Origin of the sequence: Mycobacterium sp. BK086, from assembly GCA_004362315.1 — a bacterium.
Lineage (GTDB): Bacteria > Actinomycetota > Actinomycetes > Mycobacteriales > Mycobacteriaceae > Mycobacterium.
Genome location: SNWL01000007.1, coordinates 118733 through 136352 on the forward strand (window position 1 = coordinate 118733; position 17620 = coordinate 136352).

The window sequence follows — 17620 nt, forward strand, 5'->3', positions numbered from 1 at the left end:
TCCAGCGGCATGGGGCTGCGCGGTGACCGGCTCGTGCGGTACGTCACCGCCTTCTGCCCGACCTGTCACGATGAGGCGCCGGAGAAGCCGCTGACCGATGTCGCCCGGCTCAGCGGCCGGCTCGTCGAACGCGATGGCCGGGTGTGGCTCGAGCGTGGTTGCCAGACACACGGATTGGTGCGCACCCTCTACGACGAAGACCCGGAGATCCTGTCCTATCTCGAGGAGTGGACGGCGCCGACCAAGGCTCACACCCCGGACGTGGCCGGCAATTTCGATCCGATCCCGTCGGCGTACCTGCGCGGGCTGCCGGAGATGCAGACCCAGCACACCTGCATCCTGCTCCAAGACATCAGCGAAGTATGCAACCTCCGTTGCCCCACCTGCTTCACCGGCTCCTCACCCGACCTTCGCAACGTGGTGCCCGTCGCTGAGGTGCTCGCCAACGTCGACCAGCGACTGGCCCGCGAGAACGGCCGTCTCGACGTGCTGATGCTGTCCGGTGGCGAGCCGACGCTACATCCAGCCTTGCCCGAGCTCCTCACTGAACTGACGGCGCGCCCCGTCACTCGAATACTGATCAACAGCAACGGTATTCGCATCGCCACCGATGACGCTCTACTCGCGTTGCTCGCCGAGCACCGGCAGCGTGTCGAGGTGTATCTGCAGTACGACGGCCTGTCCGAAGCCACTCATCGCCACCATCGCGGGGGCGATCTTCGGGCGATGAAGCGAACTGCGCTGCAACGACTCTCGGACAACGAGATCTTCACGACATTGGTGATGACCACCGCACTCGGGGTGAACGACAGCGAGATCGGCGACATGGTTCAGCTGGCCCTGGACACCCCCTATGTGGGCGGCATCAGCATCCAGCCGCAGTTCGGCTCCGGCCGGTCCGGGCATATCGATCCGCTGGATCGGCTCACCCACACGGGCGTGCTGAAGCGGCTGGGTCCGCAGACGAACGGGTTGGTCACCTGGCGCGATCTGACCGCGCTGCCGTGTTCGCATCCGCACTGCTGTTCGGTCGGTTACCTGATCCGCGACGACGGCGGTCAGTGGCGTTCGCTGGTATCACTGCTCGGCCACGACGGTCTCAAGGCCAGGCTCGGCCTGGTCTCGAACCGAATCGCCGACAGTGAGTTGCCTCAGCAATTGCGGCTCGCGGTGAAGGAATCGCTTCTCGGGCTGTTATCCGAACAGTCGTCGCTGTCGCATCCCGATATCGGGGACGTGTGGCAGATCATCTGCCAGAGCTGCGATCTCGGCATGGGCACCCTGCTGGCCATGGCGTCGTCGGCACTTCCCGGGCGACGGCGGAAGCTGCGCCGGCTGCTCGGTGAGCGGGTCGTCCGGGTGACCGTCAAGCCCTTCATGGACATGTCCACCATGATCGAAGAGCGGTTGGTGCAGTGCTGCGTACACGTCGGCACCCGCTCCGACCAGCATCAGTGCGCACCGTTCTGCGCCGTGCAGGCGTGGCCCGCGTTGAGCCGCCAACGGATGTCGATCTCGGCGGGCAGGCAGCTTCCCCTCGTGTCGGTAGCGAACCCGGAATAACGTGACATGTCACGTAGTTGTTCGACTGGTACGCGGTCCCATCTTTGAGGAGTACTCATGACACAGCTCAGCGGGAAGACAGTTCTGGTCACCGGAGGTACGTCGGGCATCGGCCTCGCGACGGCGCAACGTCTCGCGGCTGAAGGTGCCCACGTCTTCCTCACCGGACGGACGCAGGACAGGGTCGACGCGGCCGTTGCCACAATCGGTGACGGCGCGACCGGCGTCGCGGGTGACGTCGCGAACGTCGCCGATCTCGATCGGCTGGCGGACATCATCGGCCAGCGTGGCGCAGGCCTGGACGCGATCTTCGCCAACGCCGGCGGCGGGGAATTCGCGACGTTGGAAGACGAGACGCCCGAGCATCTGGCCGACACCTTGACTCGCAACGTCGGCGGAACGGTCTTCACGGTGCAGAAGATGTTGCCGCTGCTCAACGAGGGCGCGTCGGTGATTCTTGCGGGCTCGACGGCGGCGACCGCCGGCATCCCGGCCTTCGGCGCCTACGCGGCGTCGAAGGCGGCGATCCGGTCCCTGAGCCGGACCTGGGCAGCGGAGCTGGCGGACCGCAAGATCCGCGTCAACACTGTGGTGCCCGGGCCGGTCGAGACGCCGGGCCTCAAGGGCCTGGCGCCCAGCGGCCAGGAGCAGGCACTCCTGGATGGCGAGGCCGCGAAGGTGCCGATGGGCAGGATCGGGCAACCCAGCGAGATTGCTTCTGCCGTGGTGTTTCTCGCGTCGGGTCAAAGCAGTTTCATGACCGGCTCCGAGCTCTTCGTCGACGGCGGGGCGGCCCAGGTCTAGTCCGGGCGCGGTAACGTGCCCTCCCGCAGGAGGGTGTCGTACACGGTGGCCAGCGTGTCGGCCAGCTCCGACTCCTGGTGTGCGTCGAGGTCGGAGAAGAACAGCGTCCGAACCCATTCGGCGTGCAGCGGTGCGGCCGAGCGCAGTGCGGTCCAGCCGGCCTCGGTGAGCACCACGTCGGTGGCGCGGCCGTCGGTGTCGGACCGCACGCGCTCGACCAGTCCGCGACCGGTCATCCGCTGCAGGTGGTGCGACAGCCTGCTTCGCTCCCAGCCGATGGTGGTCGCCAATGCGGTCAGCTGTCTGCGCCGGCCCGTTGCCTGGGATAGCGCATTCATGACCGTGTAGTCGCTGAGTGACAGTGCGCAGTCGGCGAGCAATTGCCGATTCATCTCGTACTCCAAGCGGTGGTAAACCCGCATGTAGTTGAGCCACGTGCGCTGTTGGGATGCATTGAGCGGATAGTCCTTACGGCGTGCGGCCACCGGTCCGGGCTCCTCCCGCAAAAGGGTGATGTGTCACGGATCCTATCTCTGCCGATCGAGATCAGGCCACAGCGGGCGTGGCCTGTAGCTCGCGTTGGTAGCGAGGGGCTTTCGCCAACAGGGCCACGTAAAGCGCATCCAGGAACACGATCTCGAGATAGATCACCAGCCAGAGAACATTTCCGGGGGAATAGAGGTACTGCGAGATCGCGGCCGTCAGGGTGCCCAGCAGCTTGCCCCACGCGATCCACATGCTCTGCCCGCGCCGGTTACCGCGGCGAATGAGCATCGTCAAGAACAAGACCGACATGATCAGGTTGTCGATGTAGGCGGTGTAGACCGAGCCGTCTTCGCGCCCGAAGACCGACACGATCGCCACCATGATCGGTGTCACCATGACAAACGCGAGGGCAAACATCGGCCAGAAGTACGACTCGGGGAGGTTCTTCGGGTAATCGGAGCGCCAGTACTTCAGGAAGATCGCCACTATTGCGATATCGGCCGCGAACCAGACCCCGTTGATGAGCTCCTGCATCAATCCGCCGACCGATGGATAGGCGAAGGTGAACAGAAACTCCCAGGTGATGTTCATGACCAAGGCGAGGAACGGCATCGCGTACGTGCGGTCGAGCAGGCCCTGCCGGATCACGCAGGCGTAGGTGATGATCCAGAAGATTCCGCTGGCCAGTCCGAAAGCGTCGATGAGCGACATTGCGGCTCGCTTTCCGCAGCGGCACCGCCCCTGCGCTCAGGGTGAACCCCGATTGGCTTTCCGGGTTCGCGACAAGTCTTAACAGCTCCGCACCGATTTGTCTGCCGTTAACCCTTTGTCGACGATCCTCAATGGGCAGCACTGGTCAACTTTGCTTTTCTAGCGCACTCTGTTCTCTACAGCGACGACGTGGTTGCAGAAATGAAAGGTCCAACGAGAGGTCAGCCGTGACGGAATCGCGCCCACCATTTCCACCCTTCAACCTGCACGCTGCGTTGCAGAAGGTGCAGGCCGCCGAAGACGCTTGGAATACGCGCGATCCGCAGCATGTCAGCTTGGCGTACACGCCCGATAGTGTGTGGCGCAACCGCGATCAGTTCGTCACGGGCCGTGAGCAGATCGTCGAATTCCTCACCGCCAAGTGGGAACGCGAATTCGACTACGTATTACGAAAGAGCCTGTGGGACTTCCATGGCAACCGCATCGCGGTGCGCTTTCAATACGAGTGCCATGACGCGAGCGGTCAATGGTGGCGCAGCTATGGCAACGAGCTGTGGGAGTTCGCCGACAACGGGCTGATGCGCCGTCGCGAGGCCAGCATCAACGACGTCGCCATCGACGAATCGGAGCGGCGCTACTTCGGGCCGCGGCCCGACAACGAACGAGGCCGGGAATTCCCGCTGCAATGACCGGTGTTGGGGAGATATGAGCAAGCATTACGCGTCGATCGCGTTCACCGACGACGTTCGCGCCGTCCAGGGTGAGCACGGCAGCGAGGAGTTCTACGGCCGCAAGGTCGCGGCGGGCAACGCATCGCCGGGAGCTGATCCGCTCACCGAGGACGAGAAGGACTATCTGAGCGAGCGTGACGGCTTCTATCTGGCTTCGGTGTCGGAGACCGGCTGGCCGTATGTGCAATTCCGTGGTGGGAACCCGGGATTCATCCATGCGCTCGACGATCACACCATCGGCTGGGCCGACTTTCGCGGCAACCTGCAGTACGTCAGCACCGGCAATGTGAGCGGTGACGACCGCGTCGCCATCATCGCCCTCGACTACGCCCACCAGCGCCGCCTGAAGATCTTCGGCCACGCGCGCATCGTCACCCTCGACCAGGACCCCGAACTGGTCAAGTCGTTGATGGACGAGACCGATGACTCGGTGGTCGAGCGTGCAGTGCTGGTCGATGTGGAGGCCTACGACTGGAACTGTCAGCAGCACATCACGCCGCGCTTCACCGTCGCCGAACTCGAATCGGCCTTGGCGCCGCTGCGTCAAGACTTGGCTGCATTGCGGGCCGAGAATGCGCGCCTGCGTGAGCAGCTCGGTCAGCAGTGACCCAGATGGCAAAACTGGTATCGGTCAACGTCGGATTGCCCAAGGACGTGGAGTGGAACGGGCGCACCGTCTACACCGGCGCCTGGAAAGCGCCGGTGGCCGGCCCTCGGTTGGTCCGCCGGTTGAACATCGACGGTGACGGCCAGGGCGATCTCGGCGGTCACGGCGGCGAAAACCGGGCCGTGCTGGTGTATCAGGTTGCCTCCTACGATCATTGGGCCTCCGTGCTCGGTCGCGACGACCTGACTCCCGGGGCCTTCGGCGAGAACTTGACCGTCGACGGTCTGCCCGACGACGAGGTCTGCATCGGTGATCGGTATCAGATCGGGGACGTCGTCCTCGAAGTGACCCAGCCACGGGTCACCTGCTACCGCGTCGGCATGCGACTGGGCGAACCACGCATGGCCGCGCTGCTGGTGTCGCACCACCGGCCAGGTTTCTACTGCCGGGTGCTGGCCGAGGGGGAACTGGCGGCCGGACACGACGTGGTCAAGATCGCCGACGGCCCACAGCGGGTCAGTGTCGCCGAGATCGACGCCCTGCTCTACCTTCCCGGTCATCCGCGCGACGCCCTGCAACGCGCACTGGAGATCCCGGCGTTGAGCCAGGGCTGGAAAACATCGCTGCAGAGTCTGCTCGACCAGGGTTCAGGATCCGGTAACAGTGGGCTCATCGGAGTCGCGGCGCCGCCGCCGGCGTGGGCGGGGTTCCGGCCGCTGAAGGTCACCGCGATTCAGGACGAGAGTCGAAACGTCCGCTCGGTACTGCTGGCCGACCCTGACGGGACGCCTCTGCCGAAATGGCTTGCCGGGCAATCGATCGTCGTGCGCGTTTCGGCGGATCCCGCGGGAGCGCCGCAGGTACGCAACTACTCGTTGTCCAACGAACCTGGTTCGGCGCAGTACCGCATCGGCGTCAAGCGTGAGCCGCTCGGGACGGTCAGCGCCTACATCCACGAGCATGTGAGCGTCGGAGATCTCATGGAGGTGGCCGCGCCGCGGGGCAGCTTCTTCCTCGACGACGGTTCGCATCCGGTGGTCCTCATCTCGGCGGGCGTGGGCGTCACGCCCGTGCTGTCGATGCTGCACTGCGTGGCCGCCCGCGCACCACGTCGCGCCATCTGGTGGCTGCACAGCGCTCGCAACAGTGCCGAGCAGGCATTCGCAACCGAGGCCCATGACCTGCTGAACCGACTGCCGCACAGCCGATCTCGCATCTTCTACAGCAGTCCGAGTGCCGCCGACCGCGAGGGCACCGATTACGATCGGTCAGGACGACTGTCCGCGGAGTCGCTGGGGGAGCTGGGGCTTCCAATCGAGTCCGAGGTCTACGTGTGCGGACCGGAGCCGTTCATGGATGCCGTGACGAACGGCCTCGTGGCGTACGGGATCAGCACCCGCAGCATCCACACCGAGCGGTTCGGCGCACACGCCGCGATCACCCCTGGCATCGCCACCGCGACATCGCGACCGCCTCACGTGCCGGATGGGCCGACGGGGACCGGACCGAACGTGCAGTTCGCGCGCAGCGCGCTGTCGGCTCCGTGGCGGCCCGGCGACACAAGCTTGCTCGAGTTCGCCGAAGCCTGCGACGTGCCGACCCGGTGGTCGTGCCGCACCGGGGTCTGTCACACCTGCGAGACCGCGCTGCTGTCCGGACGGGTCGGGTACGACCCCGAGCCACTCGAACCGCCCGCCGACGGGAACATCTTGCTGTGCGTCGCGACCCCGGCCGAGGACGTCGTCCTCGATCTGTAGAACCGGTTCATTCGGGGCGTAATTGTGTGATCGCTGTGAAATTCAAAGGCCGATCGTTGACAATTCAGCAACCTAATTCGACTTTGTTGTCGTGTTCGTCAATTTGCCGAGAGCAACCTTCGCAACCGTAGGTTTCATGCGGTTGATCGGGTGGGCGGTCGGGTGGCAGAAACGCGCTCCCCAGCGGAAACGGCCCGAGTCCGAAGCCGGCCGCAACAGCGACGACGCGGGGCACGAGTACTTGATTGCTGAAAGACGCTGTTGCTGAACGAATATGTCCTGCTTGCTGTGGCCCGCGCGGAGCCGAACGGGTAGCCGCACGCGGCGAAAGAGTGGCACCCATGTCCCTACTTATGTAGCACGGGGCGCCAGATCGGCCTGGGGCATCAAGTCGGTCAGTTAACGCCCTGTGCCCGGCAGGCGACGGCATGTAGACGCGACCCATCAATTTTGAGCAAATTATAGACGCGTTAGTTAGTTAGCCTTATGCTCCAGTCTGGCTGCCAGGTGCCTGTGAGCCGGCGGTGAAATCACATGGCTACTAACGGGGAGTTGCCGATATGCGTTCGACCGATCGAATCGAGTCCCAAGACCTGCGAATGCTGCCGGCCGAGTACGGCGGCCATCTCAAGATGCTGACGTGGATCGGGGCATCGGCCGTCGCGCTCGGTGTCGGTGCCGCGATCGCGTCGGTGCCTGCGGTGGCGTCGGCCGACTCGACCGGTTCGGCGGGCCCGAAGGGTTCGACGTCCTCGAGCAGCTCCTCATCCGACGGCAAGTCGTCGGCGCACGCGGGACCCGCACGGCAAAAGCCGCGGGCATCGGTCGCGGGCAGCCGAACCCCCAAGCCGGCCAAGAAGACCGCCGCCGCACCGGCGGAATCGGTGAGCCCGACGTCATCGGTATCGAAGGTTCCGGCTGCCGCGGCATCGGTGGCGAAGACACCGACTTCAGCGGCGGTCGGCGTCGGCGGTGGCCTCGAGACGCTGGTGAGCTTCTTCTTCGGCAACGGCACCGCCGCGCATCCCAACGGCGGCATCATCATCGGCAACGGCTACTCCTGGACCGCTGACACCTGCGCTGCTGCCACCAAGTGCACCGGCGGCAACGGCGGCATTCTCGGTAACGGCGGCAATGGCGCCAATGGCGGAAACGGCGGCGCCGCAGGCTGGTTCGGCAACGGCGGCGAGGGTGGCGACGGTGTGGTCGCGGTCAACGGTGGCCGCGGTGGCAACGGTGGCCGCGGCGGTCTGGTGCAGGGCAACGGCGGCGGCGGCGGAAACGGTGCCGAGTCCGTCGAGGGGCACATCAGCGGCGGCAACGGTGGCTCGGCCGGTCTGAACGGCAACGGCGGTGCCGGTGGTAAAGGCGGCGTCGCTCAGACGAATGGCGGCCCCGTGCCTGCCGGGACCAAGGGCGGAACCGGTGGCGTCGGCGGTGCCGGCGGTCTGATGTACGGCAACGGTGGCGTGGGCGGCGACGGCGGGGACGGGTACGGAATTGGAGCCAACGGCGGCGACGGTGGCCGCGGCGGCAACACCGGCATGTTCTCGCTCAAGGGTGACGCCGGCGATGGTGGCTCGGGTGGTGGCGGCACGCTCGGTGGCAACGGCGGCAATGGTGGCGACGCCGGCCCGATGTCGGTGTTCGCCAACGGCGGCAACGGTGGCAAGGGCGGCGAAGGTCCGGAGACTTCCGAGAATCCCGGCAAGGGTGGCAACGGCGGCAATGGCGGGACCGCCGGACTGTGGATGGGCAACGCCGGCGACGGCGGAGCCGGCGGCTACGGGGGCGGCGACGGCGGCAACGGCGGCAACGTCGGCCTGCTGTCAATCCTCGGTGCCGGTGGCGACGGCGGCGAGGGTGGCGCCGGCCAGAAGGGTGGCTTCGGCATCAACGGGGCGGTCACGAACGTCGACGGCACCCCTGGCAACCCGAACGGCACGGTTGGAAAGGCCGGCGGGGCAGGCGGAAGCGGTGGCAATGGCGGCAACGGCAGCGTCATCATCGGTGTCGGCGGCAGCGGGGGCGCCAGTGGTACGGGCGGTGCCGGCGGAGATGGTGGCCGTGGCGCCAACCAACAGAAGGGCGCGGTCACCGGTGACGGTGCCGCCGGTGGCAATGGGGGTGACGGCGGTGTCGGCGGGGCCGGCGGTCAGCACAGTGGGGAGGCCGGCACGGGCAAGTACTTCCTCGTCATCTCGTCCAACGGTAAGACCGGCAGCAGCGGTAACGGTGGCGCCGGCGGGAAGGGTGGTGGCGGCGGCGTCGGTCAAGATACCGCTGATACCAACGGAACCGGCGGTGCCGGCGGCAAGGGCGGCACGGGCGGCGCCGGTGGAACCGGCGGGGCGGCGACCAACACCGCGGCTGCGGGCAATGGCGGCGAGGGCGGCGTCGGCGGCGCCGGCGGCAATGGTGGCTACGGCGGCTGGTCGAACGCGAACTCCGAAGCGCCGGCCGTCGGGATCGGTGGAACCCCGGGAACTTCGGGTGACGGCGGGCGCGGTGGCAATGGCGGAGCCGGATCGAGCACCCAGACCAGTGGGATGGGCGGAACCGGCGGCGTCGGAGGTAAGGGCGGCGACGGCGGCTCGGGCTTCAACGGCGTCGACGGGGGCGACGGTGGCAAGGGCGGTGACGGGGGCGACGGCGGCGTCGACGGCGGTGCAGGCACCGAGACCGGAGGCTACGGGGGCCAGGGCGGCGGGTTCGGTGAGGCCTCCTATCCGGCCACGGGCGGCACGACCGCCGACAACGGTGCGATCGGCAAGGCCGGCAACAACGGCACCCCGGCCCCGCCGACACCGAACGCCGCGTTGGCGAGGGTCGATGCCGCTCAAGTTCCTTCCCCCCAAGCGATGTGGAAGGACATCAGCGACCGGCTGACCTACATCTTCTTCAACGATGGCCCGAGCATGGACCCGCGTCTGAGCGCGGGCGAGGGGCCCGGCAAGCCGGTCAGTATCGACGTCAACGCCGAGGCCAATGGCGCGTACGGAGTGACCTACGAGGTCACCACCCAACCGAAGTACGGGACGGTCACCCGCGAGGCGGACGGCAGCTACACCTACCGCGTCGATTCGGCGCTGGTGAAGCCCGGGATCAATGACTCCTTCGTCATCACCGCGGAGAACGGAAGCGGAGCGAAGCTGCCGGGCGTGGCGGGTCAGATCCAGAACGTGTTGCACTCCTGGGCTGTCGACATGGGTCTCGCGAAAGCGGACACGTCAGAGATCGTGGTCACGGTCAAGATCCAGGGCGATGGCGTGTACGGCACCCCGGCGGTGAACTCGCAGTACTACGTCCAACAAAACTACGAGAACTGCATCTTGATGGCGGCGGCGATGGTTGTCGGGCAACTCCGTGGTGACAAATCCCTGCAGCCGACCGAAGCCGAAATCGTCGAGTTGGCCAAGACCACCGACAGTGTGAGTAAACCGGGCCGCAAGATCTACATCAACGAGAACAGCGCGGACGGCGCCAACGCTCCAGATACCGCGGCGCTGCTGAACATTCACTTCGGCCAGTACCTGCACGCGGAGCTCAAGGTGTACCAGCCAGATGAGGGCCAGCAAGCGCTCCTCGATTTGGAGGCGGCCGTCGCTCGGGGTGAAGCACCCATCGTCGGTCTCAATGCCCAGACGCTGTGGGCGGCCGTCGAGTGCGCCAAGGGCGACTGCGAGAAGCTCGACGGCGGGATCAAAGATTTCCAGGAGGCCAACCACGGCGTCGTGGTGATCGGTGTCGACACCGCGAAGGGCATCGTCTACCTCAACGACAGTGGGAGCAGCGCCCAGGAGGAGTTGGTCGACAAGGTCGTCACCGACCCGGACGGTAACCCCGTCACGATCAAGGTCAAGCGGTTCCCGAAGGGCGAGCCCATCACGATCGGTGCGTTCATGAGCGCGTGGGCGACCGACAACTACGAGACGATCTACGTCTCGAAGGTTGAGTGATCGCAGGCGGATTCAGGGCCGGGTGAGGTAGCGCTGCCAGCGCCGCTGCGTGGTCGCCGATGGCGACCCGTCAGCGGGCTGCAGCGCCTCGGCCATTCGGGTGCGGGCGGCCGCGGTATCGAAATGGGTGCCGATCGCCACGAGGTGGCTTTTCGATCCCGATGACGGCGCACCGCGCGCGATGTGGACCGCAGGACCGACGACGTTGACCACAAAGCCGTGAACCCCTCCGCGATGTCGCACCGACACCCGGCCCTTCATCCGGTACACCCCGGCGGGCGGAAACTCGAGCAGTTCCATGAGCCGCTCCGGATCGACTGCCCCGTCGGCGGTCACCGTCACCGACTCGGCGTGGACGTGGGCGTGCACAGCCGGCTCGTCGAACATCGCTTCGCGGAACGACAGCTGGCCCGCTTCGTCGGTGGCCGCGGCCACGTCGTACAGCAGGGCAGGATCGATCTGTCCGTTCACAGCCCCGATGATGTGGGCCCGCGAATTGCGTTCCCGCACCCTGGCTTCGACGCGACGTAGCATCGCATCACGATCTGCGTCCTGGATCTGATCGAGCTTGTTCACCACCACCAGCGTGGCCGCGCCGTACCGTGCAGGTGCAACACCGCCGTTGTCGACAGTGTCGAAGTGCTGCACGGCGTCGACAACGTCGACGACGCCGCCGTCGCGGATGCCACCGATCTCGCTGAACCCGATGATGCGAGCCAGCGCCGCTGGATCGGCGAGGCCGCTGGCTTCCACGATGATGGCGTCCAGCCGAAGCTTGGGGTCGGCCAGCCGGGCCAGCGCGGTGTCCAGCTGGCCGTCGTCGGGCAGGCAGCAGATGCAGCCGCCCGCGATCGACGCGGGCTCGTCGATTTGTCCGCTGATCAAGCCGGCGTCGACGTTGATCTCCCCGAAGTCGTTGATTACCACTCCGATTCGGGCGTGCGGAGTGCGCAGCACGTGATTGAGCAACGTGGTCTTGCCCGCGCCGAGATGGCCGGTGAGTGCGATCACCGGGATCGTCGACCCGCGTTCGGTTGCCGTCCGTGACACCACCTGGCGATGGTGCCATACCGGGCGGACATCCTCGCGACACGCCATGGGGAGTTTGCTGGAACCTATGAATCCGCCATGTGCCGAGCGGCGAAACCCGAGGCCGTCAGGCCGCTGTAAACCCTTGCCGCAGGATGTGATTGAACCAGGTCAACGTCTGAAACATTGCTGCCCGAATAGGGCCGAAAGATAGTGTCCAACCCGGATTTCACCGGCGTAGAGTGCCTGTGGCAATCGCATCTTCCCGGTCAAGCTGGATCGACTCGTTTGCTGTGCAGAAAAACGGTCGCGCAGGGTCGCGCGCACCATAGTTGGTCTCTAGCTCGGGGGGAAGAATCTTGACCGACGACCTTGCGCCGCGTCCTCGCGGACGCCGCCACCGCCGTCGCCTCTGGGCCAGCCGCTGTACCGCAGTCACCTTGGCTCTGTTGGTTTTTGCCATGATCGGAACCGCTCCGGCCAACGCCGTCGTCATGTGGCATCCCAAGCCCGCACCTCTGCCGACGCCGTGGACCAAGCTGGTGGGACCGGATAACGCGCTGCCCGAGTACCCGCGCCCGCAGATGACCCGGTCCGCGTGGCTGAACCTCAACGGCGTGTGGAACTACATGGGCCGGTCGGCGGGCGCGGTCCTCAAGGCCCCGCCGCCCGTGGCCGCCTACCGCGAGCAGATCCTCGTCCCGTATCCCGTCGAGTCAGCCCTGTCCGGCATCGCGCGGCACGACGACGAGATGTGGTACCGCAAGATGGTCAAGCTGCCGAGCAACTGGCTGGGACAGCATGTGCTGCTGCACTTCGGCGCGGTGGACCAGATCGCGACCGTGTGGGTCAACGGCCAAGAGGTGGCCCACCACGAGGGCGGCTACACCGAGTTCAGCGTCGACATCACCAAGGCGCTGCGGGGGCCGGGCGCGCAAGAGATCACCGTCCGGGTTCAAGACCGCAACGAGGCCAACCCCTTCCCGATCGGCAAGCAGCGCAACGGTCCCAAAGGACTGTTCTACACCGGCGCATCCGGGATCTGGCAGACGGTGTGGATGGAACCGGTGCACGCCGCCTATATCGACAAGCTCGACATCTCCACCGATCTGACGAGTATGTCCGTCACGCCCCGAGTTGCCGGGACCAGGGGTCAGCGCGCCGTGGTGTTCGTGTCCGAGCCCGGCGGCCGGGTGATCTCGGTGGCCTCGTCCGGTGCGGGCGACACGATCCGCCTGCCGATCCCCAATCCGCACGTGTGGACTCCCGATGACCCGCACCTGTACGACCTGCAGGTCGCGCTGGTGGACCCGTCGGGCAAGGTCGTCGATGCGGTCGGCAGCTACGCCGGACTGCGCACGATCGGCACCATGCCCGATCCGCAAGGCAGGCCGCGAATTGCGTTGAACGGCAGGATCACCTTCTTGCACGGCCCCCTGGATCAGGGCTACTGGCCGGACGGAATCTATACCGCGCCAACCGATGACGCGCTGAAATCCGACCTGCTGCGGATCAAGGATCTGGGCATGAATTTCGTGCGCAAGCACGGCAAGGTGGAACCGGCGCGCTGGTACTACTGGGCGGACAAGCTGGGATTGATGGTCTGGCAGGACATGCCCTCTCTCGATGTGTCCCTGGCCATCCCGGTCGGTCCCGCCCCGGAGCCGGCTCCGGCCGCGAAGGTCAACTTCGAGAAGGAACTGCTGGCGATGATCGACCAGCTGCGCAGCGTGACCGCGATCGTCGGCTGGGTGCCCTTCAATGAGGGTTGGGGTGAGTTCGACACCGCCCGGATCGCAGGCGTCGTCAAAGCCGCGGACCCGACTCGGATGGTGGATGCCAACAGCGGAGTGAACTGCTGCAAGTCGCGCGGGGACACCTTGGCCGGCGACATCTACGACGATCACACCTATGTCGGCCCCGGCGAGCCCCAGATCCATGACGACCTGATGAAAGCCCACTCGAAAGGCCCCGTCCCCATCGACAATCGGGTCAGGGTCGACGGCGAGTACGGCGGGCTTGGGCTGGTACTCGACGGCAACCGTTGGCCCGGGAAGCCGGAGGCCTACGAGATGGCCGACAGCCCTGCGCGTCTGACCGATCGCTATGTCGAGGTCAGCCGCAGGCTCGAGGACATCGTCCGCAGGACCGGCCTGTCCGCGGCGATCTACACCCAGACCACCGATGTCGAGAACGAGGTCAACGGGTACCTCAGCTATGACCGCTGGCAGGTCAAGATGCCGATTCCGATTGTGGCGGAACGAAACCGAGCAGTGATAGCCGCAGGCACCCCGGGAATGGTGCCGCCGGACGTGCGGCGCTGATTGCCCGCGACGTTACGTTCGCGGCCGCGCTGATCTTCGGTGCGACGGGCACCGCGCATGCCGCGCCGCCGCCGCCGACTCCGGATCAGGCCAGCGCCGAATGGACGGTCACCGACGGCTATTTCGTCAAGCAGATCGGCTGCACCCCCGAAACCCCGGGTGATCCGCAGTCCATCACCTGGGATCCGCCGGGTTTCATCCCGGGCATCGGCGGGCAGGGGATGATCAACGACGCCAATCCGGCACTGGGCGGGCACTTCTCGGCGTGGTGGAATCCGGTGCCCGGCTTCTGGGACGTTCAGTACGAATTCTGCTGAGCCGGTCAGCCGGCCAGTAGCCGATCCGCGCTGCGGATCGCCAGCGCCGCCCCGGTGAGCGTCGGGTTGACCGCCAACGCATTCGGAATGACGCCGACCGTGGCCAGGTAGAGGTTCTCGGCGCCCCACACCTGCCCGAACTCATCGGTGACACAGGTGCCGTCGTCGCGGGAACCCATGCGACAGGTGCCCATGACATGCGCGAAGCCCAGCGTCATCCACTGCGGTTCGAGACCGGCGCGGAAGCGACCCAGTGCGGTGCTCAGCTCCTGCTGATCGGCAACCGCCGCGGCCATCCGGGCCTGATCGGCCTCGCGCAGTGGGACATCGAAGCGCACGGAGCCGTCATCGGTGATGGTCATCGTGTTGTCGGGGTGATTGTCGACCGGGCAGAAGGTCTGCATCTCGACGAGTCGTTCCGCGGGCACGTCGACATCGGGCGGTGCCGGCGGCACCGGATTGGTGTCGCGCAGCACCATCGTGTTCCACGGTGCGCCGGGCGCCGGCGGGATCCACAGCCGCGGCGGCAGATCACCGGGGTCACCGCATAGCGACGGATCGAGCACCAGCTGTGAATACAGCACCGGATGGTAGGTCAGGTAGCGGCCCAGTGCCGGTGGTCGAATTCCCGAGCGGTGCAGCAGTATTGGCGTATCGAAGGCGCCCGCGGCCACCACCACCGCCGAGGTCTCCATCGTCGTGCCGCCGGCGAGCCGCACGGCACGCACGCGGCCCTGCTCGACGATGACGCGCTGCACGTCGCCGAAGTCGATCCGGACTCCGGTACCGGCGAGAATATCGCTGGTGGCGACGTAGTGGATGGTGGCGGGATCGACGAGGCGGCGGGCAGGAGCGGAGCGACCCGGGATATCGACAAGGTGACCGGCCATCGGCTGTGCGCGGATCTCGCGGCCCGCCGTGGCGAGCGTCGGACCGAGTCGGTCCAGGATGCGTTGCTGGCGAACCGATCCGGCGAACGTGTCGTCGGCGACGCCCAGATAGCGCTCCGCATCGTCGAGGTAGCGGTCCCACTCGGCGTCCGACAGGAGCCCGCCGCGCTCGGGCGCCGTGGGCCGTGGGCAGTTGTTGGTCCACAGCACGCCCTGCCCGCCGACGGCGGCGGTGACACAGGCACCCGGCAAGCCGGGCGGCGCGGCCGCGTCGTCGAAATAGCGGAAATCCGAGGCGATTCCCGCGAAGTACGAATCCGGTTCGCGGGTAAACCGGGCCTGGTTGCGCACATGCGAACCTGGCGGATCGGAGATCGCCGGCCCGGATTCCAGTACTGTCACAGCCCGGCCGGCCTCGGCGATCCGGCGCGCGACGACGGCCCCGATCGGGCCGCTGCCGACCACCACCACTGGGCTCTCCACGGCGATGAGGATAGGTCGTCGTGCCTATCGGCGGGAGCAGTTCAACGACACCGTGATCGTGCGATTGACCACGATCGGCACCAGGATGTCACGGCCGCGGCCGCGGTCGATCTCCACCAGCTGAGTTTGATTCTGGGGATTGCGAACACTGGTGACGGTGCATTGATCCAGCGGTGCGGACCCGACCCGGTCGATCTTGACGTCAAAGCCCTGTGCCTCCAGTTGGCCGATCGTGACGACCGCCGACTCCGCGTGCACCGGGCTCGCGAGACTCAGCAGCAGTCCGAGCGCCGCGGTCGCGCCGGCAGCGGTCACCGCGAGGTGATATGTGAGAGTGCGGGTCAGTGCCATTGTGAAACCTCCTGTGCGGGCGAGCCATTGCGCTCGCGACTCCGTGATGACTTCGAGAATCGCGGCACGGCGCACTCGCGGCTTGGAGGTTCTGTGGAGATTGGCTGGAGATCGGCGACCGGCGCGCACCCGGGGATCCAGCGGGCGAAATCTCCACCGAATCTCCACGGAATGTCCAAGTACGCGGGCACGATGCGCGGCGATGCTGTGGCCATGAAAACACTCGTCATCACCACGGGCGGAGCCGCGATCGTCGCCGCCACCGCCCTCACCCTGGCCCCAGCCGCATCCGCCGTCCCGCTGGAGGGTGGCCCGGCCGATGTCGTCGTCTCGACGCTTCAGGCGCGCGGTTTCACCGTGCAGATCAACGGATCGGTCCCCAACGGTTTGTCCCGGTGCACCGTCACCAGCATCAACGGTCTGCGGGGAACCGAGGACGGGGGAGAACCCATCGACCGCGACATCGCGACGACGGTGTTCGTCTCGGTCGATTGCCTGCACTGATCGCGGGCGGACGCCCCCGCTACTGGTTGCGCGAAGCCAGCCCGGCGGGGGCGTGCCCGATCGCCCGGTGGATCGCGTCGGCAAGGGCCAGCGCGCTCTCCTCGGTGAGCTCGAGAGCCACCCGTGCCGCCGGTCCCAGGGCCGGATTGAGCACGTCGATGTTGACCGTGTGGGTGTATGGGGCGTGCACGGCGTGGTCGATATAGACCGTGGCCCGGTCGGCGCCGAACCATCCGGTGGCGCCCTTGCCGCTGCCCTCGATGACGACGCGTTCGGTGAGATAGGTGCACATTGTTTGGCGGACCTAGCCTTTCAGGTGAGTGGCGAAGAAATAATCGATGTGGCGCCAGCCATCCACCGCCGCCTCGACGCGATATGCCGGCCGGTCGACGGAGAAGAACGAGTGCCCGGCGCCCTCGTAGCTGTGGAACTCGTGCGGCTTGCCCAGCCGGGTCAGCTCGGCGTCCAGGGTGGCCACCGCTTCCGGCGTCGGGAACCTGTCCTCGGCGCCGAACAGTCCGAGCATCGGGGCGCTCAGATGTGGCGCCAATTCGAGGATCGGCTTCATCGTCTTGGGCATCCCTTCGGGCGGGTCCTCGACGATGAACGCGCCGTAGCAGTTCACCACGGCGTCGAAGGGCAGGGAGCACGCCGCCAGAAAAGCGTGCCGCCCGCCCGAGCAGTGTCCGATGACGCCGAACTTCCCGTTCGCCCCGGGCAGCCCGCCCAGATGGGCCACCGCGCCAGCGACATCGCCGACCAGCCGTTCGTCCGGGACACCGCCCGCGGCCCTTGAGGCTGCTGCGGCGTCGTCGGGATCGGCGCCGGGCGCCTCGCGCGAGTACAGGTTGGGGCAGACGACGTGATAGCCGGTGACGGCGAGCCGACGGGCGAATTCCTTGGTCTCGCGGTCGTAACCCGGCATGTGGTGGATCCAGACGATCCCGCCCCGGGAGCCGTCGGCCAACGGGCCGGCCCGGTAGGCCTCGATCTCGTCGCCGCCGTGCCCGGTGATCGTGATCGTCTCCGCGCGAATCGCATCCGAGCCAGATCGAGTCATTGGGTCATCATGGAAGGTGACGTGATCCACGGCAAGGGAGTCCA

15 protein-coding genes are annotated in these 17620 nt (G+C 66.6%); 8 read left to right on the plus strand and 7 right to left on the minus strand.

Annotation, left to right across the window (positions count from 1 at the left end; genetic code table 11):
- Positions 1-9 precede the first annotated feature (9 nt).
- Complete coding sequence (locus EV580_RS24260) at positions 10-1563, plus strand: radical SAM protein (protein WP_133694998.1); 1554 nt, start codon at positions 10-12, stop codon at positions 1561-1563.
- 57 nt (positions 1564-1620) lie between these two features.
- Positions 1621-2367: an SDR family oxidoreductase gene (locus tag EV580_RS24265; RefSeq protein ID WP_133694357.1), complete on the plus strand. Its 747-nt coding sequence runs from the start codon at positions 1621-1623 to the stop codon at positions 2365-2367.
- Here EV580_RS24265 and EV580_RS24270 read toward each other — a convergent pair.
- Together EV580_RS24270 and EV580_RS24275 are read right to left on the minus strand one after the other, a co-directional pair.
- The gene (locus EV580_RS24270) at positions 2364-2852 is read right to left on the minus strand and encodes a MarR family winged helix-turn-helix transcriptional regulator (RefSeq protein WP_286171837.1); all 489 of its coding nucleotides are present in this window, start codon (positions 2850-2852) and stop codon (positions 2364-2366) included. The two genes, EV580_RS24265 and EV580_RS24270, sit on opposite strands and share 4 nt — an antisense overlap.
- A gap of 61 nt (positions 2853-2913) precedes the next feature.
- Positions 2914-3564 (minus strand): transmembrane-type terpene cyclase, encoded by a 651-nt coding sequence (locus EV580_RS24275; protein WP_133694359.1) that lies wholly within the window; start codon positions 3562-3564, stop codon positions 2914-2916.
- Positions 3565-3791: 227 nt separating this feature from the next.
- Between EV580_RS24275 and EV580_RS24280 the strand changes: the two genes are divergently transcribed.
- From EV580_RS24280 to EV580_RS33870, 4 genes are all read left to right on the plus strand, one after another.
- Positions 3792-4253: a nuclear transport factor 2 family protein gene (locus EV580_RS24280; RefSeq protein WP_133694361.1), complete on the plus strand. Its 462-nt coding sequence runs from the start codon at positions 3792-3794 to the stop codon at positions 4251-4253.
- Positions 4254-4269: 16 nt separating this feature from the next.
- Positions 4270-4902 (plus strand): pyridoxamine 5'-phosphate oxidase family protein, encoded by a 633-nt coding sequence (locus tag EV580_RS24285; protein WP_133694362.1) that lies wholly within the window; start codon positions 4270-4272, stop codon positions 4900-4902.
- Positions 4903-4907: 5 nt separating this feature from the next.
- A complete protein-coding gene (locus EV580_RS24290; RefSeq protein WP_133694364.1) occupies positions 4908-6659 on the plus strand; it encodes an MOSC domain-containing protein in 1752 nt (583 codons plus the stop codon).
- Between the two features lie 560 nt (positions 6660-7219).
- Positions 7220-10618 carry an Ig-like domain-containing protein gene (locus EV580_RS33870; protein ID WP_166654872.1) on the plus strand — a complete coding sequence of 1133 codons (3399 nt, stop codon included), beginning with the start codon at positions 7220-7222 and terminating at the stop codon, positions 10616-10618.
- A gap of 12 nt (positions 10619-10630) precedes the next feature.
- On the opposite strand, the gene EV580_RS24300 is transcribed toward EV580_RS33870, so the two are convergent.
- On the minus strand, positions 10631-11671 hold the full coding sequence (locus tag EV580_RS24300; protein WP_286171839.1) for a CobW family GTP-binding protein: 1041 nt from the start codon (positions 11669-11671) through the stop codon (positions 10631-10633).
- Positions 11672-12108: 437 nt separating this feature from the next.
- Between EV580_RS24300 and EV580_RS24305 the strand changes: the two genes are divergently transcribed.
- Positions 12109-13971, plus strand: a complete 1863-nt coding sequence (locus EV580_RS24305; protein WP_166654873.1) for a glycoside hydrolase family 2 protein — start codon at positions 12109-12111, stop codon at positions 13969-13971.
- 322 nt (positions 13972-14293) lie between these two features.
- On the opposite strand, the gene EV580_RS24310 is transcribed toward EV580_RS24305, so the two are convergent.
- On the minus strand, positions 14294-15661 hold the full coding sequence (locus EV580_RS24310) for a GMC oxidoreductase (RefSeq protein WP_286171840.1): 1368 nt from the start codon (positions 15659-15661) through the stop codon (positions 14294-14296).
- A 24-nt stretch (positions 15662-15685) separates the two neighbouring features.
- Positions 15686-16012 (minus strand): hypothetical protein, encoded by a 327-nt coding sequence (locus EV580_RS24315; protein WP_166654874.1) that lies wholly within the window; start codon positions 16010-16012, stop codon positions 15686-15688.
- A 171-nt stretch (positions 16013-16183) separates the two neighbouring features.
- On the opposite strand from EV580_RS24315, the gene EV580_RS24320 reads away from it, so the two are divergent.
- Positions 16184-16516: a hypothetical protein gene (locus EV580_RS24320; protein ID WP_133694367.1), complete on the plus strand. Its 333-nt coding sequence runs from the start codon at positions 16184-16186 to the stop codon at positions 16514-16516.
- Between the two features lie 19 nt (positions 16517-16535).
- Here the strand turns inward: EV580_RS24320 and EV580_RS24325 are convergent, their stop codons facing one another.
- On the minus strand, positions 16536-16808 hold the full coding sequence (locus tag EV580_RS24325; protein ID WP_133694369.1) for a DUF6295 family protein: 273 nt from the start codon (positions 16806-16808) through the stop codon (positions 16536-16538).
- A 12-nt stretch (positions 16809-16820) separates the two neighbouring features.
- Entirely contained in the window at positions 16821-17576 is a 756-nt protein-coding gene (locus tag EV580_RS24330; RefSeq protein WP_133694371.1) for a dienelactone hydrolase family protein, read from the minus strand.
- Positions 17577-17620 lie beyond the last annotated feature (44 nt).

Coding starts and splice junctions, on each gene's coding strand:
- EV580_RS24265 (WP_133694357.1), top strand. CDS start 1,621: ATGACACAGCTCAGCGGGAAGACAGTTCTGGTCACCGGAGGTACGTCG.
- EV580_RS33870 (WP_166654872.1), top strand. CDS start 7,220: ATGCGTTCGACCGATCGAATCGAGTCCCAAGACCTGCGAATGCTGCCG.
- EV580_RS24320 (WP_133694367.1), top strand. CDS start 16,184: ATGTCCAAGTACGCGGGCACGATGCGCGGCGATGCTGTGGCCATGAAA.
- EV580_RS24285 (WP_133694362.1), top strand. CDS start 4,270: ATGAGCAAGCATTACGCGTCGATCGCGTTCACCGACGACGTTCGCGCC.
- EV580_RS24275 (WP_133694359.1), bottom strand. CDS start 3,564: ATGTCGCTCATCGACGCTTTCGGACTGGCCAGCGGAATCTTCTGGATC.
- EV580_RS24330 (WP_133694371.1), bottom strand. CDS start 17,576: ATGACTCGATCTGGCTCGGATGCGATTCGCGCGGAGACGATCACGATC.
- EV580_RS24325 (WP_133694369.1), bottom strand. CDS start 16,808: ATGTGCACCTATCTCACCGAACGCGTCGTCATCGAGGGCAGCGGCAAG.
- EV580_RS24290 (WP_133694364.1), top strand. CDS start 4,908: ATGGCAAAACTGGTATCGGTCAACGTCGGATTGCCCAAGGACGTGGAG.
- EV580_RS24315 (WP_166654874.1), bottom strand. CDS start 16,012: ATGGCACTGACCCGCACTCTCACATATCACCTCGCGGTGACCGCTGCC.
- EV580_RS24260 (WP_133694998.1), top strand. CDS start 10: ATGGGGCTGCGCGGTGACCGGCTCGTGCGGTACGTCACCGCCTTCTGC.
- EV580_RS24305 (WP_166654873.1), top strand. CDS start 12,109: ATGATCGGAACCGCTCCGGCCAACGCCGTCGTCATGTGGCATCCCAAG.